This window comes from Facklamia miroungae, from assembly GCF_012396555.1.
Classification (GTDB): domain Bacteria; phylum Bacillota; class Bacilli; order Lactobacillales; family Aerococcaceae; genus Facklamia; species Facklamia miroungae.
This window is the reverse complement of sequence record NZ_JAAXPS010000003.1, coordinates 174,072-197,940: the sequence shown is the minus strand read 5'-3', so window position 1 is coordinate 197,940 and position 23,869 is coordinate 174,072. Positions and strand designations below refer to the sequence as shown.

Here is a 23,869-nt window from a genome sequence, read left to right as displayed (position 1 = left end):
CATTAACCATCCTTTATATTTGTCGATTAAGCAATTATAAATTCAAGAAACCTTGATAACGACGTTTAATCATACGACCTTCAATTTGCTTAGCAGTTTCAATTGCAACTCCAACTACAATTAAAAGACTTGTACCTGATAAAGCAATATTGGCAGGTACTTTCCAAATAAAACTCACAACGATTGGTAATAAGGCAATTACTGTCAGATAGATTGAGCCTACCCCACTCAAACGATTAATTAAACGAGTAATATAATCTTCAGTATCTTTACCAGGACGTACACTCGGAATATAAGCAGCTTGTTTCTGCAAGTTTTCAGCTACCTTCTCAGGATTCACTTGAATTAAGGAATAGAAGAAGGTGAATGCGATTAAAAGAATTGTATAAAATATCGCACCATATGGATGCTGAATATTTAACACTTTACTAAAGAATTCCATCATTCCCCCATCAGGATTCGGATTAATAAGTCCCATAATCGTCTGAGGTGTTGTTAAAAATGATGTAGCGAAGATCACTGGAATGACTCCTGCTGAGTTAATTTTTAATGGTAAGTGTGCCATGTGTCTCGCGCCAGATACTTTTTTAGAATGATGGATCGGAATACGACGTTGAGCTCTTTCCATAATAACAACAATTGTCGTCATAATCATTAAAGCCAAAATAATTCCTAATCCAATTAAAATATTCACTCCTAATTTATCACCGGCATTGATTAACATTGTATTTACAAAAGCAACAATCTCTTGGGGAACTTGTGCAAGTATCCCAGCCATGATCAGAATAGAAATACCATTACCTATTCCCTTACGAGTGATTTGTTCTCCCAACCAAACTAATAACATACTTCCTGCTGTTAAAACAAGAGCGATAGTCAAATAAGTTGAAGGCTGTGGATCCTTAATTAAGCCAAGGCCTGACATTTGGTTTAACCCATATGAAAGACCTGCCGACTGAATGTATCCAATCATTATAGCTAAATAAATGGTCCATTGATTTAATTTACGCCGACCTACTTCTCCTTGTTTAGCCCACTCTGTAAACTTAGGAATAATATCCATTTGTAAAAGTTGGACTATAATGGAAGCTGTAATGTAAGGCGAAACACCCATGGCAAAGAGTGAGTACCGGCCTAGGGCTCCACCACCAAAAGTGTTTAAGAGGCCTAAGAGACCATTGCTTGCTAAAGAGTCTAACACTTTAGCATTTACTCCGGGCATAGGAATATGTGATCCTAATCTAAAGAGTGCTAAAATAAACAAGGTGAAAAGAATTCTTCTTCTAACATCTCGCGAACTAAAAGCAGTCTTAATAAATGTGAACATTAGATCACCTCGATTGATCCGCCAGCTGCAGTAATAGCTTCCTCTGCAGTTTTAGAGAATTTGTTTGCTTGAACTGTCAATTTTTTCTCTAATTTACCTTCACCTAAGATTTTAACTCCTGATAATTCTTTTTTAATAACACCTGTTTCAATCAATAAAGCAGGTGAAACAACTGTGCCCTCTTCAAAGATATTCAATGATTCTAGGTTAACAATTGCATACTCTTTACGATTGATATTGGTAAATCCACGTTTTGGTAAGCGTCTGAATAGAGGTTGTTGCCCTCCTTCAAATCCTAAGCGTACGCCTCCACCTGAACGTTGTCCTTGTCCACCTTGTCCACGGCCAGCTAACTTACCGTTACCTGAACCTTGTCCACGACCGACACGGTTACGTTCCTTACGTGCACCTTCAGCGGGTTTTAATGTGTGTAATTTCATATTGGCACCTCCTTATACTAGTATACTAGATTTAAGCTTCTTTTACTTCTACTAAGTGACTAATTGTTTGGAGCATTCCACGAATAGCTTCATTATCAGGTTTTACAACGGTTTTATATGTTTTTGTTAACCCTAAAGCTTTGGCAGTAGCTACATGATTCTTTTTACGACCAATTAGGCTACGTTTTAAAGTGATTTCTAAGTTTGCCATGGACTTTCCTCCTAACCTAATAATTCTTCAACTGATTTACCGCGCAATTCAGCCACTTCTTCAACAATTTTTAATTGTTTCAAGGCTTCAACAGTCGCACGAATCATATTAATAGGTGTATTAGAACCTAATGATTTAGAAGTTACATCTGCTACACCTGCTAGTTCCATAATGGCACGTACTGGACCACCTGCTGCTACTCCAGAACCGGCTTGGGCTGGTTTTAGCAACACGCGTCCACCACAGAATTCACCGATAACTTCGTGAGGGATCGTTGTTCCTGCCATTGGTACGCTTACTAAGTTTTTCTTAGCATCTTCAATTGCTTTACGAATTGCTTCAGGAACTTCTTGAGCTTTACCAGTTCCAAAGCCTACGTGACCTTGTTTATCTCCAACAACAACTAGTGCAGAGAAACGTAAACGACGTCCACCTTTTACAACTTTTGTAACTCGGTTAATCGCTACTACACGTTCTTCAATTTCACCTATATTTTCTGGTTTATTATTAACCATCGATCGGTTTCCTCCTTTTCTTAAAATTCGAGTCCGTTTTCACGTGCAGCTTCAGCAAGGGCTTTAACACGTCCGTGATAAATATATCCGCCACGGTCAAATACTACAGCTTTAATTCCTTTTTCAGCAGCACGCTCAGCAATCAATTTACCAACAGCAGAAGCTTGTTCAGTTTTACTTGCTTTAGCTACTGACTTATCTTTACTAGAGGCACTTGCTAGCGTCACACCCGCTACGTCATCAATTAATTGAGCGTAGATGTTTGTATTAGAACGAAATACATTTAAGCGTGGGCACTCAGCAGTACCAGAAATCTTATTACGAATACGATTATGGCGCTTTTTACGCGATTTGTTTTTATCTGGTTTAGTAATCACAATGGTCACCTCTTTAATTTAATTTTGATTTGATAAATAATTTGATTATTTACCAGTTTTACCTTCTTTACGAATAACATACTCATCAACATAGCGGATACCTTTGCCTTTATATGGCTCAGGTGGTCGTACGCCACGAATATTAGCAGCTAATTCGCCGACTTTTTCTTTGCTATAACCGTTCACAATAATCTGTGTATTTGAAGGAACTTCAAAAGAAACACCTTCAGTAGCTTCAAATTCGACAGGATGTGACAAGCCAACGTTAAGAACTAATTTACTGCCTTGTAATTGAGCACGATATCCAACTCCAATGAGTTGAAGTTCTTTTTTGAACCCTTCTGAAACACCTACAACCATATTATTCACTAATGAACGAGTAGTTCCGTGTAGTGAACGGTTTTCTTTTGAATCATCTGGGCGTGTAAAAGTAATCTCTGACTCATTAATTTCTACAATAATGTTTGGACTAAGTTCTCTAGTTAGTTCACCTTTTGGTCCTTTGACAGTCACTGTATGACCATCCATTGAAACGGTTACGCCAGCTGGAATTGTTACGGGATTTTTTCCTATACGACTCACAGGGCTGCACCTCCTTTTATTTTATATTTTTTACCAAATATAAGCTAATACTTCGCCACCAACACCTTGTTGACGGGCTTCTTTATCTGTAACAACACCATTTGATGTTGAAATAATTGCAATTCCTAAACCATTTAATACTTTAGGAATATCTTCTGATTTGGCATAAATACGTAAACCTGGTTTAGAAATACGTTTGATACCAGTAATTACTTTTTCTTGGTTACGACCGTATTTTAAGAAGATCGTAATTTCATTCTGTTTATTATCTTCAGTAATTTCAAAGTTCTTGATGAAACCTTCTCTTTTTAAGATCTCAGCAATCGCAATTTTAGCATTTGAAGAAGGTGCAGATACGGTTTTATGTCCTACACTATTTGCATTACGAATTCTTGTTAGAAAATCTGCAATTGGATCTGTCATTGCCATGTGGATTTACCTCCTTTGATTAATTATATAATTCTTACCAGCTTGCTTTTTTTACGCCTGGAATTTGTCCTTTATAAGCAAGTTCGCGGAAGCAAATACGGCAAAGCTTGAATTTACGGTATACTGAATGTGGACGTCCACAACGTTCGCAGCGAGAATACTCTTGAACCTTAAACTTTGGACTGCGTTTATTCTTAATTCTCATTGATGTTTTAGCCAAAGATAATGCCTCCTTTATTATTTCTTAAATGGCATGCCTAATTCTTTTAGAAGGGCATGTGATTCTTCGTCAGTCTTAGCAGTAGTTACAACGACAATATCCATCCCACGCACTTTATCCACGTTATCATAGCTGATTTCTGGGAAGATCAACTGCTCTCTAACTCCTAAAGTATAATTCCCACGTCCGTCGAAAGCTCGACTAGAAATTCCTTGGAAGTCTCTTACTCGTGGTAATGCGACAGAAATTAATTTGTCAAGAAAATCATACATTCTTTCTCCACGCAAAGTTACTTTCGCTCCAATTGGCATTCCTTCACGTAAACGGAAACCTGCAATTGATTTCTTAGCCTTAGTAATAATTGGCTTTTGACCAGATAGTAAAGTTAATTCATCAACCGCTTTTTCTAAGTTTTTGGTGTTACCCGTTGCGTCACCCACACCCATGTTGACTACGATTTTTTCAACTTTTGGGACTTCCATAATTGAAGAATAATTAAATTGCTCTACCAATTTTGGGGCAACTTCATTAAGATATTTTTCTTTCAAACGATTTGTCATTTAAAGTTCCTCCCTTCTGATTAATTGATAGTCTTATCTGATTTTTTTGCAAAACGAACTTTTTTGCCATCTTCAAAACGGTAACCTACTCGACTAGCTTCACCAGTTTCAGGATCCACTAATTTAACATTTGATACGTGAATCGCTGCTGGAAATTCTTCAATTCCACCTGTTTGTGTTTGACTTGGCTTGCGGTGTTTCTTCGCAATGTTAATACCTTCAACAACTACCTTGTCTTCACTTGGTATACTCTTAATAACAGTACCTTGTTTCCCTTTATCTTTACCTGAAATTACAAGGACTTTGTCTCCTGTTTTAATACGCATGAACTGTTTCCTCCTTTTTCTTAAAATTACAGAACTTCTGGAGCTAATGAAACAATCTTCATGAAGTTGTTATCACGTAATTCACGTGCAACTGGTCCAAAGATACGTGTCCCACGTGGGCTCTTATCGTCTCGAATTATTACACATGCATTTTCGTCGAATTTAATATAAGAACCGTCCTTACGACGAGCTCCTGATTTTGTTCGAACGATTACTGCTTTAACAACATCACCTTTTTTGACAACTCCACCTGGCGTTGCATGTTTAACCGTTGCAACGATGACGTCACCAATATTAGCTGTTTTGCGCCCTGATCCGCCTAGCACTTTAATTGTCAACACTTCACGAGCTCCTGAATTATCAGCAACTTTTAATCGACTTTCCTGTTGAATCATTTCGTTATCCTCCTTCCGATTTTCGCAATTATTAGATAATTACTGCTTCTTCAACAATTTCTAATAAACGGAAGCGTTTCGTAGCAGATAATGGACGAGTTTCCATGATACGTACGATGTCGCCTTCTTTAGCTTGATTTAGCTCATCATGAGCTTTATATTTTTTAGAATATTTAACACGTTTACCGTATTTAGGGTGTGTTTTACGAGTGTCTACTTGGACAGTAATGGTTTTATCCATTTTATCCGACACAACACGTCCTTGATAAACTTTACGTTGATTACGTTCAGTCATTTAATATGTGCCTCCTTTGTCGTTTTTACTTAGACAATTCTTGCTCACGCAAGACTGTTTTAATGCGAGCAATAGATTTACGTACTTGACGTAAACGGGCAGTGTTTTCTAATTGTCCTGTTGCCAATTGGAATCGAAGGTTAAACAATTCTTGCTTGAATTCTTTTTCTTTTTCAACCATTTCAGCAGTGGATAATTCTCTTATTTCATTAATTTTCATTCGATTCACCACCATATTCTTCACGTTTTACAAATTTTGTTTTGATCGGTAATTTGTGGGAAGCTAAACGGAAAGCTTCTCTTGCTACTTCTTCGCTTACCCCATCAATTTCAAACATAATTTTTCCGCGTTTAGTAGGTGCTACCCAGCCTTCAGGTGCTCCTTTACCTTTACCCATACGGACACCAATTGCTTTACTTGTATATGATTTATGAGGGAAGATTTTAATCCATACTTTCCCCCCACGTTTCATATAACGTGTCATTGCGATACGCGCTGCTTCAATTTGGCGGTTGGTGATCCAACCCGTTTCTGTTGCTCTTAAACCATATGATCCAAAATCAACTTGCTTTCCACCTTTAGCTTCTCCGCGCATTTTTCCACGGAATTCACGACGGTGCTTTACACGCTTAGGTACTAACATGATTAATTTCCTCCTCTCTGAGAATTGTTGTTTTTAGTTGGTAAGATTTCACCACGACAGATCCATACCTTTACTCCAAGCTTTCCATATTGTGTATCTGCTTCTTCCCAAGCATAATCAATATCAGAACGCAAAGTATGTAATGGAACTGTGCCTTCAGTATAGTGCTCTGTTCTTGCCATATCTGCACCATTTAAACGGCCAGAAACCATTGTTTTAACTCCTTTTGCGCCAGCTCGCATCACTCGTTGAATGGCTTGCTTTTGAGCACGACGGAATGCCACACGGTTTTCTAGTTGTTGCGCAATATCTTCCGCAACTAATTTTGCATCTAATGCAGGTTCTTTGATTTCAACGATATTAAGTTGAACTTGCTTACCTGTTATTTTATTTAGTTCCGCACGCAATACGTCAACTTCTGATCCACCTTTACCAATAACCATACCAGGCTTGGCAGTGTTAACAGAAACAACTACACGGTTTGCTGCACGTTCAATTTGAATTACAGATACGGAGGCATCAGCTAATTTTTTGTAGAGATACTCACGAATTTTAATGTCTTCGTGTAAATAGTCTGCATATTGTTTATCTGCGTACCATTTAGTATCCCAATCGCGGATGATGCCAACTCGCATTCCAATCGGATGTACTTTTTGACCCATTAATTAAGCCTCCTCTTTTTCTGATACCACAATTGTGATGTGGCTAGTACGTTTTAAGATCGGTGAAGCTGATCCTTTAGCTCGAGGACGGAAACGTTTCATTGTCGGTCCTTCGTTTACGTATGCTTCACTAACATACAGTGTTTCTAAGTCTAAATCATAGTTATGCTCAGCATTTGCAATTGCTGACTTTAATACTTTTTCAATAATTGGCGAACCAGCTTTTGGAGTGAATTTCAAAATAGCCATTGCTTCTCCAACTTGCTTGCCCCTGATAAGATCCATTACTAAGCGAGCTTTACGAGGAGCAATACGAACTGTTTTTGCCATTGCTTTTGCAGATGTAGTTTGTTCAGACATCTTAAATACCTCCTCTTATTAGCGTTTCTTAGTTTTCTTATCTTGATCAACGTGGCCTCTATAAGTACGTGTAGGAACAAACTCTCCTAGCTTATGACCTACCATGTCTTCTTGGATAAATACAGGCACATGTTTCCGTCCATCATATACAGCAATTGTCATCCCAATAAAATTAGGGAAAATTGTTGAACGACGAGACCATGTTTTAATCACTTGTTTTTTCTGGGCATCTTGTTGAGCCTCTACCTTTTTCATTAAATGTTCATCAATAAAAGGTCCTTTTTTCAAACTACGAGTCACAATGTAGCCTCCCTTCAGAATTTATTGGTTATTATTTCTTACGACCACGAATAATTAACTTGCTTGATTTTTTCTTAACATTACGAGTTTTAACACCCATAGCTTTTTTACCCCATGGTGTCATTGGAGATGGACGACCGATTGGAGCGCGACCTTCACCACCACCGTGTGGGTGATCATTAGGGTTCATTACAGATCCACGAACAGTTGGTCGTTTAGATAACCAACGTGAACGGCCTGCTTTACCAAAGTTAATAAGTTCATGCTGTTCGTTACCTACTGTTCCAATTGTTGCGCGGCAAGTAGATAAGATCATACGTACTTCACCTGAGTTCAAACGAACTAAAGTGTACTTACCTTCATGACCCAAAACTTGAGCACTTGTTCCAGCAGAACGAATTAATTGTCCACCCTTACCAGGTTTCAATTCGATATTGTGGATAACAGTACCAACTGGGATATTTGCTAACGATAAAGCATTACCCACTTGAATATCAGCATTATCGCCAGATTCAATCTTTTGACCAACTTTAAGACCCTTTGGAGCTAAAATGTATGTCTTCACACCGTCTTCATAGTGGACAAGAGCGATATTTGCTGTACGGTTTGGATCGTATTCAATGGTTGCGATTGTTCCAACCACTCCATCTTTATTACGTTTGAAATCAATGACACGGTATGCCCGTTTATTTCCGCCGCCTTTATGACGCACGGTGATTTTACCTTGGCCATTACGACCTGCGCGTTGTTTTTGTGACTCTAACAAGGTTTTTTCAGGTATCTGTGTTGTGATTTCTGAAAAATCATATCCAGTCATGTTACGACGTCCATTTGTCGTCGCTTTATAATGTTTAATTGCCACTGCGTTACCCTCCTATTTTAATATTTTCGAGAATTATTCAGCGTCTTCGCCAAATAATTCGATCCGGTTTGAATCTTCTGTTAAGGTAACCACTGCTTTTTTGTACTTACGTGTGAAACCTTGATAACGTCCCATTCTTTTAGCTTTGCCATCTACATTGATTGTGTTAACTTTCGCAACCTTAACACCTTCAAACATTGCTTCAACAGCTTGTTTGATATGAGTCTTATTAGCACGACGGTCAACTTCGAAAGTGTATTTGTTGTCATCAATGGCTAGCATTGATTGCTCGGTAATTACTGGACGTAATAGAACTTCTGATAATTGCATTATGCTAAAGCCTCCTCTACTGTTGAAAGCGCAGCTTGAGTAATTAACACACGATCCGCATCAATTACATCTAAAACATTTACATTTAAATCATCAATCACTTTCACATTAGGAATGTTACGTGCTGATAAGTATGCTGTTTCGTTTGCGCCTTCTAAAATTAACAATGTTTTACTATCAACATTTAAGTTATTTAAAACATTTTTGAATTCTTTTGACTTAGGTGCATCAAATACTAGTTCTTCAACAACTGTCATTTTCTCATCAAGTACTTTTTGAGATAATACAGAATGTAAAGCTAGACGACGCATTTTTTTAGGTAATTTATAACTATATGAACGAGGTGTTGGCCCAAAGACTACTCCACCGCCTACCCATTGAGGTGATCTTGTAGAACCTTGACGTGCACGTCCTGTTCCTTTTTGTCTCCACGGCTTACGTCCCCCACCACTTACGGCTGAACGGTTTTTAACCGCATGAGTCCCTTGGCGTAGTGAAGCTCTTTGCATAACGACCGCTTCAAAAACAACCGCTTCATTAGGTTCAATTCCGAAGATCGCTTCATTTAATTCAACTTCTCCTGCTTGTGTTCCATCTTGTTTAAATAATGTAACTTTTGGCATTTGCTCGTTCCTCCCCTCTTAGATATTATTTAACTGTTTTAATTGCTTGTTTAATTTCAACGAGTGATTTTTTAGCTCCTGGAACATTTCCTTTAATAAGGATCACATTGTTCTCAGTATCTACTGATACAATTTCCAAGTTTTGAATGGTAATACGCTCGCCACCTGTCTGTCCAGGTAATTTCTTACCTTTAAAGACTTTCGAAGCATCTGATGCCATACCCATAGATCCAGGGCGACGGTGGTAACGAGATCCGTGAGCCATCGGTCCACGAGATTGTCCGTGACGCTTAATTGCTCCTTGGAAACCTTTACCTTTTGATGTACCCGTCACATCGACGATGTCACCCACTGCGAATGTTTCAACTGTGATTTCTTGCCCTACTTCATATTCTCCTAGCTCAACATCACGAAATTCGCGAACGAAGCGCTTAGGAGTAGCATTAGCTTTTGCTACATGACCCTTGTGCGGTTTGTTGGTCAACACTTCACGCAAATCCTGATATCCCACTTGAACTGCTTCATAGCCATCTGTTTCGACTGTTTTAATTTGTAAAACAACGTTAGCAGGAGCTTGAATAACAGTAACTGGGATTAATTCTCCATTTTCTGTAAAGTATTGAGTCATTCCGACTTTTGTTCCTAAGATTCCTTTGGTCATGAGTACACCTCCATTATTTTATTTTTTATAATTTAATTTCTACGTCCACACCACTTGGTAAGTCTAATTTCATTAATGCATCTACGGTTTTGGCTGTAGGATTAACAATATCGATCAAACGTTTGTGTGTACGCATTTCAAACTGCTCACGAGAGTCTTTATATTTGTGCGTTGCACGAATAACAGTATAGACTGTACGATCAGTTGGTAAAGGGATTGGACCTGATGTCTTAGCCCCTGTCCTTTGAGCAGATTCAACAATTTTCGCTGCAGAGACATCTAAAGCACGGTGCTCATAAGCCTTTAAGCGAATACGAATTTTTTGATTTGCCATTTTTTATTTTCCTCCTTCGTCAATATAAAATATGTGACTTGCTCCACAAGAATTTCTAACACACTCGACCTTGGCAACTCGGCCTAGCGTGTCACAACCTCTCGTTTCACTGCATTTCTCCCTCTCATCAAGGGTTTATGTCGATTTTTGGGCGCAGCCCTCCAATTGACACAACCGATATTATACCGAAGATATTTTGCTAATGCAAGCAATATTTGAAGAATAATCAGAGTTTTTATAAAAAAATAAGGTGGTCTATGCGACTTTGATAGACCTTTGAAAGTGAGATTAATTTCTAACTTCTCAAGCCTAGTCACATTGACTACCTTATTGAATAACCTTTAATACGGTCGACCTATATTATTTTTTAGCTTTTAAAGCGGCCACTGTAATGTAATTATATGGTTGATTAAAGTGAGGCAAGAAGAAGGTGTCCAAAAGCGCTAATTTATCTATAGTAACCTCTTCTTGAATTGCCAAGGAGAACATATGGATGAGTAGTGAGACGTCATAATCGGAGGCCAATTGGGCTCCTACGATGCGTCGACTTGACTTTTCAAAAACAATCCTTAATTTCACTTGGTAATTTTCGGGCATAAAGCCAGGAAACTGTGTATCTTCGTGTTCAACATAATCAACTTCAATTCCAGCTTTTTCAGCGGCCTTTAAAGTTAAACCGGTTGATACCAATTTTAAGTTAAAGATATTGATCCCGTTTGAGCCTTGTACACCTGCGCCTTCCAACTCAGTTCCCGCAAGATTATGAGCAGCTACGATTCCTGACCTCACAGCATTGGACGCTAAAGCAATATAGGTTGTATCCTTAATAGCATTCGAATAATTACTTGCACAATCTCCTATAGCATAAACATCTTCATCTGAAGTCTTAAAATGACGATCAACTAGATAAGCACCTCCATTAAATAATTCCAAATGGTCTTTTCCTAAATCTGTATTAGCTCGAAAACCAATTGAATTAATGACAACGTCTGCATCATAGGTACCGTTATCAGTTTTCACAGCTTTAACTTTACCATTTTCGCCAATGTACTCTTGAACTAATTCGCCAAAATGGGTTTTTATACCATGATCTTCTAAATTACGGTCCATCATTTTAGCAAACTCTGGATCATAATAGCTAGCTAATGAAGTCGCTTCCGCATCGAAAATACGGACATTTTTACCACGTCTTTTAGCCGCTTCTGCAATTTCCACCCCAATGTAACCTGCGCCAATCACACAAACATTTTTAGCAGATTCATCGGATAAGGCTTTATCGACGATCTGACCTTCTTGGAACAGTTTTAAAAAGTGTAAGCCTTCTAAATCATAACCTGGGAATTTGGGAGAGATCGGTAAGGATCCTGTAGCTAAAATCAATTTATCATAGCTTTCCTCAATTTTTTCTCCATCTTTTTTCTGTGCGTAAACCTTTTTACTCTTGAAATCGATCTCAGTGACTTCGGTTTCAGTATAAATACGGGCTCCTTTTTTAGCGAAAGCTTCTTCATTTGTGTAAAAAAGTCCCTTATAATCGTCAATTTGACGTCCAACCCATAATGCGGTTCCGCATCCTAAATAAGAAAGATTCGAATTGCGCTCTAACATTACAATTTCATGCTCTGGATAATTCTCTAGCAAAGTGTTTGCAGCAGCTATTCCAGCATGGTTCGTTCCAATAATTAAAATTTTCATAAATTTTTTTGCCTCCAAATTAATTTTTTCACAATGGCTTTTATTAATCACATTTTACCATTATCTCGAAAATAAGACAAATTTTTGCTTCCTTATTATAAAGAGTTTTATTTTGATAAAAAACAACACTTAAAACGCTATATTGAACAAGTTTTTCTATGTAGTTTCCAAAAAATTGAGATTGACAGGTAATAGTGTGCATTATATAATATGGTAAGTTGCACTATTTAAATTTTAGGAGGTTTGTTGATGAAACGTGTGTATGCATTTGGCGAAGGTAACGCTAAAATGAAAGATCTGTTAGGTGGAAAAGGTGCGAATCTGGCTGAGATGACTAGCCTTGGTTTTCCTGTGCCGCAGGGATTTACGATTACGACTCAAGCTTGTTTAGAATATTTAGAAGAAGCTAGAGGATTAAAAGACGAACTTAAAGATGAGATCACTCAAGCAGTTAAGAAGCTTGAAGCAATTTCTGAAAAAGAGTTTAACCATTCAGAAAATTTACTTTTAGTCTCTGTACGTTCAGGGGCAAAAATTTCTATGCCCGGTATGATGGATACTATATTGAATCTTGGTCTTAACGATGAGAATGTCTTAAAACTGGCTCAAATCACCAATAATGAACGTTTTGCTTATGATTGCTATCGACGCCTCCTTCAAATGTATGGGAATGTTGTTTATGAAATTGATATGATTAAATTCGACAGAATTCTTAATAAAGTTAAAGAAGATAATCATTTACATTATGACTACGAATTAACGGCTGACCATCTAAAAGATATTGTTAAAGACTATCAGGCCGTTTACCAAAAAGAATTAAACCATCCATTCCCTCAAGATGTTTACCAACAAATTTACGCTGCAGTTGAAGCCGTTTTTAAATCATGGAATAACCAACGTGCTATTGTATATCGTAGATTAAATAATATTCCTGATGATCTTGGAACGGCTGTCAATATTCAAGAAATGGTCTTTGGTAACAGCGGTGAAACAAGTGGTACTGGTGTACTATTTACCCGCAATCCTGCAAATGGAAAACATGAGTTATACGGTGAGTACCTAACCAATGCACAAGGAGAAGATGTGGTAGCTGGAATTCGTACTCCTGTTTCCATTAACCGTTTGCGTGATCAGTTCCCAGAAATTTACCAAGAGATCCTCGAATTAACCAACAAATTAGAAAAACACTATTCTGATATGCAAGATATCGAATTTACTATTGAAGATAAGAAACTCTATATTCTTCAAACTAGAAATGGTAAACGAACAGCCCAAGCAGCAGTTAAAATTGCGGTTGATTTTGTAAATGAAGGTATTCTATCGCCGGATAAGGCCCTCTTGACAATTAATTCTGAATCACTTCACACTTTATTGCACCCTGCTTTCGACCCAAATGCTTTAGGTCAAGCTGAATTAGTTTCTAAACTAGGCTTGCCTGCCAGTCCCGGTGCAGCAACTGGCCAGATTGTATTTGATGCGATCACTGCAAAAGAATGGGCTGATGCCGGTAAATCTGTTATTTTAGTTCGTCATGAGACTTCGCCTGAAGACATTGTAGGTATGAACTCTGCTAACGGTATCGTAACAAGTCAAGGAGGCATGACATCTCACGCTGCAGTGGTAGCTCGTGGAATGGGTAAATGTTGCGTAGCCGGTTGTAGTGAGTTAGATATTAATGAAGATAAAAAGACACTTGCCTATCCAGGTGGTTTGCTGAATGAAGGCGATATTATTTCTGTCGATGGAACTACAGGTTGTCTTTACATTGGTGAAATTCCAACCGTTGCAGGAGGAGCAAATGAAAACTTGGACCAAGTCTTAGATTGGTCTCGTCAATTTGCTAAACTTGCTATCCGAATGAACGCCGAAACAGCAAATGATATTGAAAACGGATTGCGTTTTGGAGCAGTAGGAATCGGGCTAGTAAGAACTGAGCACATGTTCTTCCAAGAAGATCGCTTAATTGCGATTCGCAAATTCTTACTTGCTAAGAATCCATCCGACCGTAAAATCTGTCTGGATACCATTCGTGATTTTCAAATAGAAGACTTCTCTCATATTTTTGAATTAATGCAAGAAAAACCAGTCGTGGTTCGTTTACTCGATGCACCATTGCATGAATTCTTACCTCATGGGCAAAATGAAATTAAACAAGTTGCCAGTCAATTGCAAATAGACCCTTCAGAATTAAGCGACCGCGTACAGTCAATGAAAGAAGTCAACCCAATGATGGGACATCGTGGCTGTCGCATGGGTATGACTTACCCTGAGCTTTATCTGATGCAGGCAGAGGCTGTCATTCGATCAGCCATGAAGGTAGCTAAAAATGGCGTGGCTGTTAAACCTGAAATTATGATTCCCTTAGTAAGTTCTCAAGCAGAATTAATCCACTTAAAAGACAAAATTAAAGTTCATCTAAAAAAAGTGCTTGATGAAGCAAATGTAAATATGGAATTTACAGTTGGAGTGATGGTTGAAACTCCTCGTGCTTGTTTAATAGCTGATCAATTAGCAAAAGACGCTGAGTTCTTCTCTTTCGGAACTAATGATTTGACACAATTGACATTTGGCTATTCTCGTGATGATGCTGGTAAATTCTTGAATCAATATCTTGACCAAGGTATTCTAAAAGATGATCCATTCCAAACGATTGATACTTTTGCCGTTAAAGAACTTGTCGAAATTGCGGTTGAGCGCGGACGCTCAATCAAAGAAAATTTAAAAATAGGGGTATGTGGTGAGTTAGGTGGAGATCCAAGGTCAATTACTCATTTCCATCAAATCGGTCTTTCTTATGTATCTTGCTCACCTTATCGTGTACCAATCGCACAACTAGCAGCGGCTCAAAGTGCTATTATCAATGCTTAATCAATTAAACTAGGAGGGGAACTATGAAACTTTCACCCCGACAAGAAGAAATCATTTCGATTGTTAAAAACCACGAACCAATAACCGGCGACGAAATTGCTAGTAAACTTGGTCTTACAAAATCAACATTGCGTAGTGATTTCGCTGTCTTAACGATGACTGGCATTTTAGATGCTCGTCAAAAAGTGGGTTATATCTATTCAGGATTAACAGAAAAGTCCTTATTATATGAGGCCTTCTCAGAATATCTTGTTAAAGACATCATGGTGCAAGCCATCACAGTCACACCAGATACCACCGTTCAAAACGCCATTACTCACTTATTTATGTATGATGCTGGTTCTATTTATGTTATTGATGAAGCAGATCATAAGTTAGCAGGAATTGTATCCCGTAAAGATTTGCTCCGTTCAGCTATCGGCCAGCTAATGGATACGCCTTTAGCAATCATTATGACTCGAATGCCTAATATTATTGTGGCTCAACCGGACCAGACGGCACTTGACGCTGCGCGTCTAATATCTGAACATCAGATTGATTCACTACCGATCGTCACTGCAGACTATGAGATACTCGGTAAAGTATCTAAGACTCATATCGTGAATCTTCTAGTTGAATTAAGCCAATCGGAGGAATAATATGCCAGTAACAAATACTTATAAATTTTATGTTATTTCAGATTCTGTCGGTGAAACAGCATTACGCGCAACGAACGCTGCTCTCGCTCAATTTCCAAAATTAACCAATATTAGCTTAAAAAGATTTCCATTCATTAACACCATGGATGAATTGAAGCCGATTCTTGAAGAAGCCGCCAAAGTAAATGCGATAATTATTACTACTTTAGTCGATGAAGGTCTCGAGCAATTTGCCAGTGAATTTTCAAAAGATAATGCGTTAGAGTATCATAATGTTATTCACCCGATTCTTGATTTGATCTCACAAAAAACAAATATGATGGCTAGTGAAAAATCAGGAACCTTACACAGACTTGATGATCATTACTTTGACCGGATTCAAGCAATAGAGTTTGCAGTAAAATATGATGACGGTAAAAATAAAAAAGGATTTGAGTTAGCAGATATTGTTTTACTTGGTGTCTCAAGATCCTCTAAAACACCTTTAAGTATGTATTTAGCTAACAAATCATACAAAGTGGCTAACTTACCTATTTTCCCTGAAGTTCATATTCCTGATGAAATCTACCAAGCAGACGCTAGACGGATTTTCGGTCTCATTGCCTCTCCTCTTTATATTCAAAATATTCGTAAAAAGAGAGTGGAGATGATGGGCCTCGGAGAAAAAGCCACTTACTCTTCTCTCGAAAGAGTTAAGCAAGAATTAATGTTTGCTGATGACCTATACCACCAATTAAATGCTACAGTCATTAATGTTGAAAACCAATCCATTGAAGAATTAGCGGAACAAATTATTGGTCATTATAACAAACTTTTACTCTGATAAGCTTCGTTATCTTTAAACATAAAGGAAGCCCCTATTCAAATTCTGAATAGAGGGCTTCCTTTACTTTATAGCCAAACTATTTTTAAAATCGCTGATTTTCTTCTTCTTCGTGCTCAATACTTTTTTCAATATTTTCTAATTGACGAGCTGCAAATTCTTTACCGCCAATTCCAACCGCTAAAGCGAATGCAATAGCTACTGCACTTAAAATAATAATGAAGGCAGCATTCACGATGGTAGGAGCAAACTTCAACTGGTTAAGCGTCATAAAGATTGCTAGTACAATAATCGCATAACGAACAAACTCACCAAAAACTTTACTACCAGATACTTCTTTAAGGAAACTTGCTAGAATATTTCCACCAATCACACCGACTGCCAAAATAAGAGCCGCCGCAATTACATCAGGAATATATGCGATAATTGAAGTGCCAATTGCATTTAAAACTTCAAGATTAAGAACGGATATGGCTTCTACAATAAAGAAAATAAGTAACAAGGACTTCGCTACTTGCGCAATCACGCTTGAAATTTGAATATGATTTTCGCCTTTAAAATTTAGATATTTTGAATATTGATCAATTCCAGATGTCTTTAAGAGACTTTCCAATAAATCACCCAATAATTTAGCTATAAATCCTCCTACAAAGACAAGAATTACTGCAACAATTATATTGGGAATAGCTGACATTACGGAATTTAAGACACCGACGATCGGAGCAGAAATTGTCTGAATACCTAATGTTTCCAAAGCAACGGTTAAAATTGGAATAAAGATTAAAACATAGACCACCGTTGAAAGAACTTCTGCTAAATGGGTATCGTTTAACTTTTCTTGCTCAGCTTGCCCTGTCATCTTGCTATACCATCGATCTAAATTAAAACCTTCCAATAAATTTTGAGTTAGTTGTTTAACAAATTTACAGAAAAGATTACCTATAAATATGATTAAAGCAGCTGCGATAATATTTGGAATATAGGCAAAGAACTTCGCAAACATATTAGATATAGGATCCACTACACCTGCAAGGCCCAAACCGTTTAAAATAAATGGCACAAAGAATAATACAATAATAAAATATAATAATGTTCCAATTGTTTCTAAGAAGGTATTTGATTCCTCATCGGTTCTCGCTAACCCCCATTTTTGTAATTTTAAATCAAAGTCAATACTTTCCATGGCTTTGATTGCATATTTTCTTGCAAAATGCGCCAGAATAAGTGCTGCTATTAATAGAAGCAGAGAGCCTATCATTCCTGGAATCGAACTTACGATACCGTTTAAGTCCATTGTCATTCTCCTTTCAAAATTTTATAGATTAAGTATATCATTCTCAACCCTATTGCAACAAACATTTCACTCCAATATAAAAAGCCAAGTGATAACACTTGGCTTAAGTTAGTTAATATTTTAATTAAGCATTAACTTTAGTTACTGTACCTGCACCTACTGTACGTCCACCTTCACGAATTGAGAAACGAGTTCCGTCTTCGATAGCGATTGGGTGAATTAATTCTACGGTCATAGAAACGTTGTCTCCAGGCATAACCATTTCAGTTCCTTCTGGTAATTCTACAACACCTGTAACGTCAGTTGTACGGAAGTAGAATTGAGGACGATAGTTAGTGAAGAATGGAGTATGACGTCCACCCTCTTCTTTAGACAATACATATACTTCAGCTTCGAACTTAGTATGTGGAGTGATTGTTCCAGGCGCAGCTAATACTTGACCACGCTCAATATTATCACGAGTAACACCACGTAATAAAGCACCAATGTTATCTCCTGCTTCTGCATAGTCTAACATCTTACGGAACATTTCAACACCTGTTACAGTAGACTTCATGATTTCGTCAGCAATACCAACGATTTCAACTTCGTCACCAACACGTACTTGACCACGTTCCACACGACCAGTTGCAACAGTACCACGACCAGTAATTGAGAATACGTCTTCGACTGGCATCATGAATGGCTTGTCAGTTTCACGTTCTGGTTCTGGAATGTAAGCATCTACTTGTTCCATTAATTCCATAATTTTAGCTTCATAAGCTTCATCGCCTTCTAAAGCCTTAAGTGCTGAACCAGCGATTACTGGAATGTCATCTCCTGGATAGTCGTATTCTGATAACATATCACGAACTTCCATTTCAACTAATTCTAATAATTCCTCATCATCAACCATGTCAACTTTGTTTAAGAAGACTACGAAGTAAGGAACTCCTACTTGACGTGATAATAAGATGTGCTCACGAGTTTGAGGCATTGGACCATCTGCAGCAGATACTACTAAGATAGCACCGTCCATTTGAGCAGCACCAGTGATCATGTTTTTAACATAGTCCGCGTGCCCTGGAGCGTCAATATGTGCATAGTGGCGATTAGCAGTTTCATACTCGATATGAGAAGTATTGATTGTGATTCCACGTTCTTTTTCTTCTGGAGCGTTATCGATTGAAGCATAGTCTTTTGCTTCACCAAATCCATGCTTAGCTAAAACAGTTGCGATTGCAGCTGATAAAGTTGTTTTACCGTGGTCAACGTGTCCTAAAGTACCAATGTTAACATGCGGTTTCGTACGTTCGTATTTTTCTTTTGCCATTTGAGTAAATCCCCCTAATTTTTTAAAGTGTTTATAGATTAAGCAATCTATCAAAATTATTATACCAAAGATATTGAAGTGAATTCAACGGATATTTCCTTAACCTTGGTCTTTCTTCTTTAAGCAAGCACTTGCTTACTTTTAATTGTCTGAAGATGAGCCACCGTATTTTTTGATGATTTCTTCAGCAATTGATTTTGGAACATCTTCATAGTGGTCAAATTGCATTGTAAATGTACCACGACCTTGTGTTGAAGAACGTAAAGTCGTTGCATAACCAAACATTTCTGATAATGGAATGAATGATTTAACAATTTGAGCATTTCCACGTGTTGAAGTACCTTCGATACGTCCACGACGTGAGTTCACGTGTCCCATCACATCTCCTAAGTATTCTTCAGGAACTGTTACTTCAACAGCCATCATTGGTTCAAGGATTGAAGGTTGTGCTTTCTTAGCAGCAGCCTTAAGAGCCATAGAAGCAGCAACTTTATAAGCTGTTTCAGAAGAGTCGACATCGTGGTAAGAACCATCATAAAGTTTGGCTTTAATATCTACTAATGGGAAGCCTGCTAAGACACCATTTTCCATTGCATCTTTAAGTCCTGCTTCTACCGCTGGAATATATTCACGCGGAACAACCCCACCGACAATTGCGTTTTCGAACTCAAAGCCTGCTCCTTCTTCGTTCGGTTCGAATTCAATCCAAACGTGTCCGTATTGTCCTTTACCACCTGATTGACGTACAAATTTACCTTCAGCTTGAGTAGCTGCACGGAAAGTTTCACGATAAGAAACTTGTGGCGCTCCAACGGTTGCTGATACTTTAAATTCACGTTTCAATCGGTCAACGATGATATCTAAGTGTAATTCTCCCATTCCAGCAATAATTGTTTGACCTGTTTCATGGTCAGTTGATGCACGGAAGGTTGGGTCTTCTTCGGCTAATTTCGCTAAGGCTAAGCCCATCTTATCTTGGTCTGCTTTTGAATCTGGTTCAATTGCAACTTCGATCACTGGGTCAGGGAATTCCATTGATTCAAGAATAACTAAGTTATCTGGATCACATAAAGTGTCACCTGTACCAGTGTTTTTAAGTCCAACAGCTGCAGCGATGTCTCCTGAGAATACTTCAGAAATTTCTTCACGAGAGTTGGCATGCATTTGTAAGATACGTCCTACACGTTCACGCGTATCTTTTGTTGCATTTTGAACATATGAACCTGATTCAAGTGTTCCTGAATAAACACGGAAGAATGTTAGACGTCCAACGAATGGGTCAGTCATAACCTTGAAAGCTAAAGCTGCGAATGATTCATTATCATCTGCATGGTGCTCAATTTCATTTTCTGTTCCAGGTTCAAAACCAATAATAGGCGGAACATCTAATGGACTTGGTAGATAGTCAATAACACCATCTAATAATAACTGAACACCTTTGTTTTTGAAGGCTGTACCACAAAATACTGGGTAAAGTTCAACATTACATGTCGCTTTACGGATTGCTTTTTTCAAAACATCTTCAGCGATCTCTTCACCTTCGAGATAAGCCATCATAATTTCTTCATCAGTATCCGCTACTGCTTCAACTAATTTAGTATAATATTCGTCTGCTTTGGCTTGGAATTCTTCAGGAATATCCATTTCTTCGACTTCTGTTCCTAGGTCATTGTTATAGATGTAAGCTTTCTTATGAACTACGTCAACAATCCCTTTGAATTCATCTTCAGATCCAATCGGAACTTGCATAGCAACTGCATTGGCATCTAAACGCTCGTGAAGAGTACGTAGAGAATATTCAAAGTCAGCTCCCATTTTATCCATCTTGTTTACAAAGACAATACGAGGTACTCCATAGGTTGTCGCTTGACGCCAAACAGTTTCTGTTTGAGGCTCTACACCTGACTGAGCATCTAATAAGGCAACCGCTCCATCCAATACACGTAATGAACGCTCTACTTCAACCGTAAAATCCACGTGTCCTGGTGTGTCGATAATGTTTACGCGGTGACCTTTCCATTGTGCTGTAGTTGCAGCAGAAGTAATGGTGATACCGCGCTCTTGTTCTTGTTCCATCCAGTCCATTTGAGCTCCACCATCGTGAGTCTCTCCAATCTTATGGATCTTACCGGTATAATACAAGATACGTTCAGTTGTCGTTGTCTTACCAGCATCTATATGGGCCATAATTCCAATGTTACGAGTTTTTTCAAGAGAAAATTCTCTTTTTCCCATGTATATTTACCCCTCTTTCCTTAGTATGTATCATTATCTGCTAACAAAGGATACCTAAGTTAACAATACCATTATAAATCTTACCAGCGGTAATGTGCAAAGGCTTTGTTAGCTTCTGCCATTTTATGCATATCTTCACGCTTACGTACTGAGGCTCCTGTGTTGTTAGCAGCATCCATAATTTCGCGTGCTAAACGTTGTTCCATGGTCTTTTCACCACGTAAACGAGAATATGTTACCAACCAACGAATCGCTAATGTATAACGACGTTCTGGTCTTACTTCGACTGGCACTTGATAGTTAGAACCCCCAACACGGCGAGCTTTAACTTCTAATAATGGCATGATATTTTCAATGGCTTGCTCAAAAACCTCCATTGGGTCTTGACCTGTTTGCTCACGAATAACGTCAAATGCACTATACAAGATTGATGAAGCTTTTCCTCGTTTACCATCAACCATTAAACGGTTAATTGTACGAGTAACAACTTTAGAATTATAAATTGGATCGGGTAACACTTCACGTTTGGGAATGTTTCCTTTACGAGTCATTCAAACTCCTCCTTTCAAAAAAATGAGTAATGATTAAAAATTATGCTTTTGGTTTCTTAGTACCGTATTTAGAACGGCTTTGCTTACGATCATTAACACCTGCCGTATCAAGCGCGCCACGTACGATATGGTAACGTACCCCTGGTAAGTCTTTCACACGTCCGCCGCGGATTAAAACCACACTGTGCTCTTGCAAGTTATGACCTTCACCAGGAATATAAGCAGTTACTTCCATAAGGTTAGATAAACGAACACGGGCATATTTACGTAATGCAGAGTTCGGTTTCTTAGGAGTCATTGTTCCCACACGTGTACATACCCCACGTTTTTGCGGAGACATTGTTTTTGTGTTTGAACGTTTGAAGCTATTGTAACCTACGTTTAATGCGGGTGAATTTGATTTAACTACTTTTGATTTACGAGGTTTATTAACCAGTTGATTAATTGTTGGCATCAAAAGTCCTCCTTCCATAAATTTCTTAGTCCACACATCCAAGTGTGTCATTTATTGATATAAATTTTCCGCAGGCTCGATCATTTTCGAGGTCTGCGCTGATAGGTGAATCTATAGCAGTCAGCACGACTGAATTTCAGGAATCTGTCAATAAAAACACCTTCACTATCTTAACACGAAGAAAATCGAACGTCAACATATTTTACAGCTTTTTCCTGTCCAAGTCAGCTATTCGAAGCTCAATTTACATGAACAAGACCAGGGCAAGAAGTAACACTATCTCTTCTTGGCCTGGTCCTATTAGTACTCGTATAGTTAAAGCAGCAAGATGATTTTAATTGTCATTAAAATCTCATTATAGCTGAAAATTGTTGTTTAATGCCTTCCACTTTTTCCAATACCAGAGCGATCTTAGTTCCTTGATTCATTGCCTTTAGTACCCAGTGATTTAGGTCTTCTTCTTGCAACAAATAATCTGTATGGTATTGAATAATCCATTCTTCGATGCGACCTTCTTTGATTAGATCTTTAATTTTTTCAAAATCATGGGCAACTTTACCTTGATTACGCGCTTTCTCAATTTGATTAATTTTGTCTTGTGCAAAACTTTGATGATCTTGACTTAAGATTTCTTTCAAAACTTTGGTTTTCTCTTTCGAATCAATCGATTGGAAAGGCTTATCAATTGTTTTTTCAAAATAGATAGAATCTGTTCCATTTACCTTTTGGTAATGACCTAGATTTTCCACCGTCCCTGCTAATAGTATAGGGCGATGATAATGCTTAGAAAGTTCATGCATTTTTTTGTTTAAGTATGTGAAATATTTCCCTCGATCGAGATCTTTCTCTTCCGGGGTGGCTCGGTGTCCATGATGCATACCAGGCTCTTGACGTCCTCCATAGGAATGAACATTCACTTGCGAGTCAGGGTCTAAATCATCATAGATTTCTGAAAATTGCTTAATATCAATGTCCCCATCCAAAGCTAACGGTTCACTATTGAACTGATTGGCATCAAATAAGCTCACTGCGTCTTTAGAGATATCGGCAATAATTACTTCATTCAATTCTTCATAATAAGCTAGCAATGGTAACAAATAATATTCTTTCTCAAGATAAACGGCTGGTTTAAATTCAGAACGAAGATAAGCTACTTCAAATTCTTTTGGACTAATAAAGAGTGCTAGCCCTTCCTTGGTCTGATCCCAAAAATTTTTATCATTTCTGAGTCTTTCTAATTCATTTAAAATTTTTTCTCCTGCTTCCGATTTAAGTTCTTCTAGGCTTGGTTTAATTTCTTGAACTAAATTTTTAAACTGAATTAAATCTTCTTGCCTATTTACCCCCCCACGATTGGTTGGCATATATATGGAAAGTCGTAAAGCTTCTTCCTTGTTTTGTAACTCCCTCAAATCTTTGACAAAACTGTGACCCATACTGATCCTTCCTTTCTATACTTTGTTCTTAATGAACGACTAAGGCCTAATCCATTCATACACTTTTTTCTTTTAATAATAAATGGACTAGAACTTCTACATAAAGGTTA

At 37.9% G+C, this 23,869-nt stretch carries 32 protein-coding genes; 3 read left to right on the top strand and 29 right to left on the bottom strand.

The window, feature by feature from the left end; genetic code table 11:
* Positions 1 to 34 precede the first annotated feature (34 nt).
* The 23 genes from secY to nox form a co-directional block, all read right to left on the bottom strand.
* On the bottom strand, positions 35 to 1,327 hold the full coding sequence (secY, locus tag HF969_RS04610) for a preprotein translocase subunit SecY (protein WP_090289499.1): 1,293 nt from the start codon (positions 1,325 to 1,327) through the stop codon (positions 35 to 37).
* Positions 1,327 to 1,767: a 50S ribosomal protein L15 gene (gene rplO / locus HF969_RS04605; RefSeq protein WP_090289500.1), complete on the bottom strand. Its 441-nt coding sequence runs from the start codon at positions 1,765 to 1,767 to the stop codon at positions 1,327 to 1,329. Before rplO ends, secY begins: the two co-directional genes overlap by 1 nt.
* A 31-nt stretch (positions 1,768 to 1,798) precedes the next feature.
* On the bottom strand, positions 1,799 to 1,978 hold the full coding sequence (gene rpmD / locus HF969_RS04600; protein ID WP_090289501.1) for a 50S ribosomal protein L30: 180 nt from the start codon (positions 1,976 to 1,978) through the stop codon (positions 1,799 to 1,801).
* Positions 1,979 to 1,989: 11 nt separating this feature from the next.
* Positions 1,990 to 2,493: a 30S ribosomal protein S5 gene (gene rpsE / locus HF969_RS04595; RefSeq protein WP_090289502.1), complete on the bottom strand. Its 504-nt coding sequence runs from the start codon at positions 2,491 to 2,493 to the stop codon at positions 1,990 to 1,992.
* A gap of 20 nt (positions 2,494 to 2,513) precedes the next feature.
* Positions 2,514 to 2,870: a 50S ribosomal protein L18 gene (rplR, locus tag HF969_RS04590; RefSeq protein WP_090289503.1), complete on the bottom strand. Its 357-nt coding sequence runs from the start codon at positions 2,868 to 2,870 to the stop codon at positions 2,514 to 2,516.
* 45 nt (positions 2,871 to 2,915) lie between these two features.
* Positions 2,916 to 3,452, bottom strand: coding sequence for a 50S ribosomal protein L6 (gene rplF / locus HF969_RS04585; RefSeq protein WP_090289504.1), 537 nt, complete (start codon positions 3,450 to 3,452; stop codon positions 2,916 to 2,918).
* 30 nt (positions 3,453 to 3,482) lie between these two features.
* Entirely contained in the window at positions 3,483 to 3,881 is a 399-nt protein-coding gene (rpsH, locus tag HF969_RS04580) for a 30S ribosomal protein S8 (protein WP_090289505.1), read from the bottom strand.
* A gap of 34 nt (positions 3,882 to 3,915) precedes the next feature.
* Complete coding sequence (locus tag HF969_RS04575; protein ID WP_090289506.1) at positions 3,916 to 4,101, bottom strand: type Z 30S ribosomal protein S14; 186 nt, start codon at positions 4,099 to 4,101, stop codon at positions 3,916 to 3,918.
* A 17-nt stretch (positions 4,102 to 4,118) separates the two neighbouring features.
* The gene (gene rplE / locus HF969_RS04570) at positions 4,119 to 4,661 is read right to left on the bottom strand and encodes a 50S ribosomal protein L5 (protein ID WP_090289507.1); all 543 of its coding nucleotides are present in this window, start codon (positions 4,659 to 4,661) and stop codon (positions 4,119 to 4,121) included.
* A 20-nt stretch (positions 4,662 to 4,681) separates the two neighbouring features.
* Positions 4,682 to 4,987 carry a 50S ribosomal protein L24 gene (rplX, locus tag HF969_RS04565; RefSeq protein ID WP_090289508.1) on the bottom strand — a complete coding sequence of 102 codons (306 nt, stop codon included), beginning with the start codon at positions 4,985 to 4,987 and terminating at the stop codon, positions 4,682 to 4,684.
* Between the two features lie 26 nt (positions 4,988 to 5,013).
* Positions 5,014 to 5,382, bottom strand: coding sequence for a 50S ribosomal protein L14 (gene rplN / locus HF969_RS04560; protein WP_090289509.1), 369 nt, complete (start codon positions 5,380 to 5,382; stop codon positions 5,014 to 5,016).
* A 31-nt stretch (positions 5,383 to 5,413) separates the two neighbouring features.
* Positions 5,414 to 5,677, bottom strand: a complete 264-nt coding sequence (gene rpsQ / locus HF969_RS04555) for a 30S ribosomal protein S17 (RefSeq protein ID WP_090289510.1) — start codon at positions 5,675 to 5,677, stop codon at positions 5,414 to 5,416.
* Between the two features lie 25 nt (positions 5,678 to 5,702).
* Positions 5,703 to 5,897, bottom strand: a complete 195-nt coding sequence (rpmC, locus tag HF969_RS04550) for a 50S ribosomal protein L29 (protein WP_090289511.1) — start codon at positions 5,895 to 5,897, stop codon at positions 5,703 to 5,705.
* Entirely contained in the window at positions 5,887 to 6,321 is a 435-nt protein-coding gene (gene rplP, locus HF969_RS04545; protein ID WP_090289512.1) for a 50S ribosomal protein L16, read from the bottom strand. Before rplP ends, rpmC begins: the two co-directional genes overlap by 11 nt.
* 2 nt (positions 6,322 to 6,323) lie before the next feature.
* Positions 6,324 to 6,983 (bottom strand): 30S ribosomal protein S3, encoded by a 660-nt coding sequence (rpsC, locus tag HF969_RS04540; protein ID WP_090289513.1) that lies wholly within the window; start codon positions 6,981 to 6,983, stop codon positions 6,324 to 6,326.
* A gap of 3 nt (positions 6,984 to 6,986) precedes the next feature.
* Positions 6,987 to 7,343, bottom strand: coding sequence for a 50S ribosomal protein L22 (gene rplV / locus HF969_RS04535; protein WP_090289514.1), 357 nt, complete (start codon positions 7,341 to 7,343; stop codon positions 6,987 to 6,989).
* An 18-nt stretch (positions 7,344 to 7,361) separates the two neighbouring features.
* Positions 7,362 to 7,643, bottom strand: a complete 282-nt coding sequence (rpsS, locus tag HF969_RS04530; protein ID WP_090289515.1) for a 30S ribosomal protein S19 — start codon at positions 7,641 to 7,643, stop codon at positions 7,362 to 7,364.
* A gap of 31 nt (positions 7,644 to 7,674) precedes the next feature.
* Positions 7,675 to 8,505 carry a 50S ribosomal protein L2 gene (gene rplB, locus HF969_RS04525; RefSeq protein WP_090289516.1) on the bottom strand — a complete coding sequence of 277 codons (831 nt, stop codon included), beginning with the start codon at positions 8,503 to 8,505 and terminating at the stop codon, positions 7,675 to 7,677.
* Positions 8,506 to 8,538: 33 nt separating this feature from the next.
* Positions 8,539 to 8,835 carry a 50S ribosomal protein L23 gene (locus HF969_RS04520; protein WP_090289517.1) on the bottom strand — a complete coding sequence of 99 codons (297 nt, stop codon included), beginning with the start codon at positions 8,833 to 8,835 and terminating at the stop codon, positions 8,539 to 8,541.
* Positions 8,835 to 9,458, bottom strand: coding sequence for a 50S ribosomal protein L4 (gene rplD / locus HF969_RS04515; protein ID WP_090289518.1), 624 nt, complete (start codon positions 9,456 to 9,458; stop codon positions 8,835 to 8,837). The genes HF969_RS04520 and rplD overlap by 1 nt, the downstream gene beginning before the upstream one ends.
* A gap of 25 nt (positions 9,459 to 9,483) precedes the next feature.
* The gene (gene rplC, locus HF969_RS04510) at positions 9,484 to 10,119 is read right to left on the bottom strand and encodes a 50S ribosomal protein L3 (protein ID WP_090289519.1); all 636 of its coding nucleotides are present in this window, start codon (positions 10,117 to 10,119) and stop codon (positions 9,484 to 9,486) included.
* 25 nt (positions 10,120 to 10,144) lie between these two features.
* Positions 10,145 to 10,453, bottom strand: coding sequence for a 30S ribosomal protein S10 (rpsJ, locus tag HF969_RS04505; RefSeq protein ID WP_090289520.1), 309 nt, complete (start codon positions 10,451 to 10,453; stop codon positions 10,145 to 10,147).
* Between the two features lie 360 nt (positions 10,454 to 10,813).
* Positions 10,814 to 12,148 carry a H2O-forming NADH oxidase gene (gene nox / locus HF969_RS04500; protein ID WP_090289522.1) on the bottom strand — a complete coding sequence of 445 codons (1,335 nt, stop codon included), beginning with the start codon at positions 12,146 to 12,148 and terminating at the stop codon, positions 10,814 to 10,816.
* Positions 12,149 to 12,397: 249 nt separating this feature from the next.
* Here nox and ppdK point away from each other — a divergent pair, with 249 nt between their 5' ends.
* From ppdK to HF969_RS04485, 3 genes are read left to right on the top strand one after another with little or no spacing between them, the layout of a single operon-like run.
* Positions 12,398 to 15,016 (top strand): pyruvate, phosphate dikinase, encoded by a 2,619-nt coding sequence (ppdK, locus tag HF969_RS04495; RefSeq protein ID WP_090289523.1) that lies wholly within the window; start codon positions 12,398 to 12,400, stop codon positions 15,014 to 15,016.
* A 23-nt stretch (positions 15,017 to 15,039) separates the two neighbouring features.
* A complete protein-coding gene (locus HF969_RS04490; RefSeq protein ID WP_090289524.1) occupies positions 15,040 to 15,654 on the top strand; it encodes a helix-turn-helix transcriptional regulator in 615 nt (204 codons plus the stop codon).
* A 1-nt stretch (position 15,655) separates the two neighbouring features.
* Positions 15,656 to 16,477: a pyruvate, water dikinase regulatory protein gene (locus tag HF969_RS04485; RefSeq protein ID WP_090289525.1), complete on the top strand. Its 822-nt coding sequence runs from the start codon at positions 15,656 to 15,658 to the stop codon at positions 16,475 to 16,477.
* 85 nt (positions 16,478 to 16,562) lie between these two features.
* Here the strand turns inward: HF969_RS04485 and HF969_RS04480 are convergent, their stop codons facing one another.
* The 6 genes from HF969_RS04480 to HF969_RS04455 form a co-directional block, all read right to left on the bottom strand.
* Complete coding sequence (locus HF969_RS04480) at positions 16,563 to 17,777, bottom strand: mechanosensitive ion channel (protein ID WP_247599288.1); 1,215 nt, start codon at positions 17,775 to 17,777, stop codon at positions 16,563 to 16,565.
* A gap of 118 nt (positions 17,778 to 17,895) precedes the next feature.
* The gene (gene tuf / locus HF969_RS04475) at positions 17,896 to 19,083 is read right to left on the bottom strand and encodes an elongation factor Tu (RefSeq protein WP_090289527.1); all 1,188 of its coding nucleotides are present in this window, start codon (positions 19,081 to 19,083) and stop codon (positions 17,896 to 17,898) included.
* A gap of 141 nt (positions 19,084 to 19,224) precedes the next feature.
* Entirely contained in the window at positions 19,225 to 21,318 is a 2,094-nt protein-coding gene (fusA, locus tag HF969_RS04470) for an elongation factor G (protein WP_090289528.1), read from the bottom strand.
* A gap of 80 nt (positions 21,319 to 21,398) precedes the next feature.
* Positions 21,399 to 21,869 (bottom strand): 30S ribosomal protein S7, encoded by a 471-nt coding sequence (gene rpsG / locus HF969_RS04465; RefSeq protein WP_090289529.1) that lies wholly within the window; start codon positions 21,867 to 21,869, stop codon positions 21,399 to 21,401.
* 40 nt (positions 21,870 to 21,909) lie between these two features.
* A complete protein-coding gene (gene rpsL, locus HF969_RS04460; RefSeq protein ID WP_090289530.1) occupies positions 21,910 to 22,323 on the bottom strand; it encodes a 30S ribosomal protein S12 in 414 nt (137 codons plus the stop codon).
* A 344-nt stretch (positions 22,324 to 22,667) separates the two neighbouring features.
* The gene (locus tag HF969_RS04455; protein WP_090289531.1) at positions 22,668 to 23,759 is read right to left on the bottom strand and encodes a baeRF3 domain-containing protein; all 1,092 of its coding nucleotides are present in this window, start codon (positions 23,757 to 23,759) and stop codon (positions 22,668 to 22,670) included.
* Between the last annotated feature and the right edge of the window lie 110 nt (positions 23,760 to 23,869).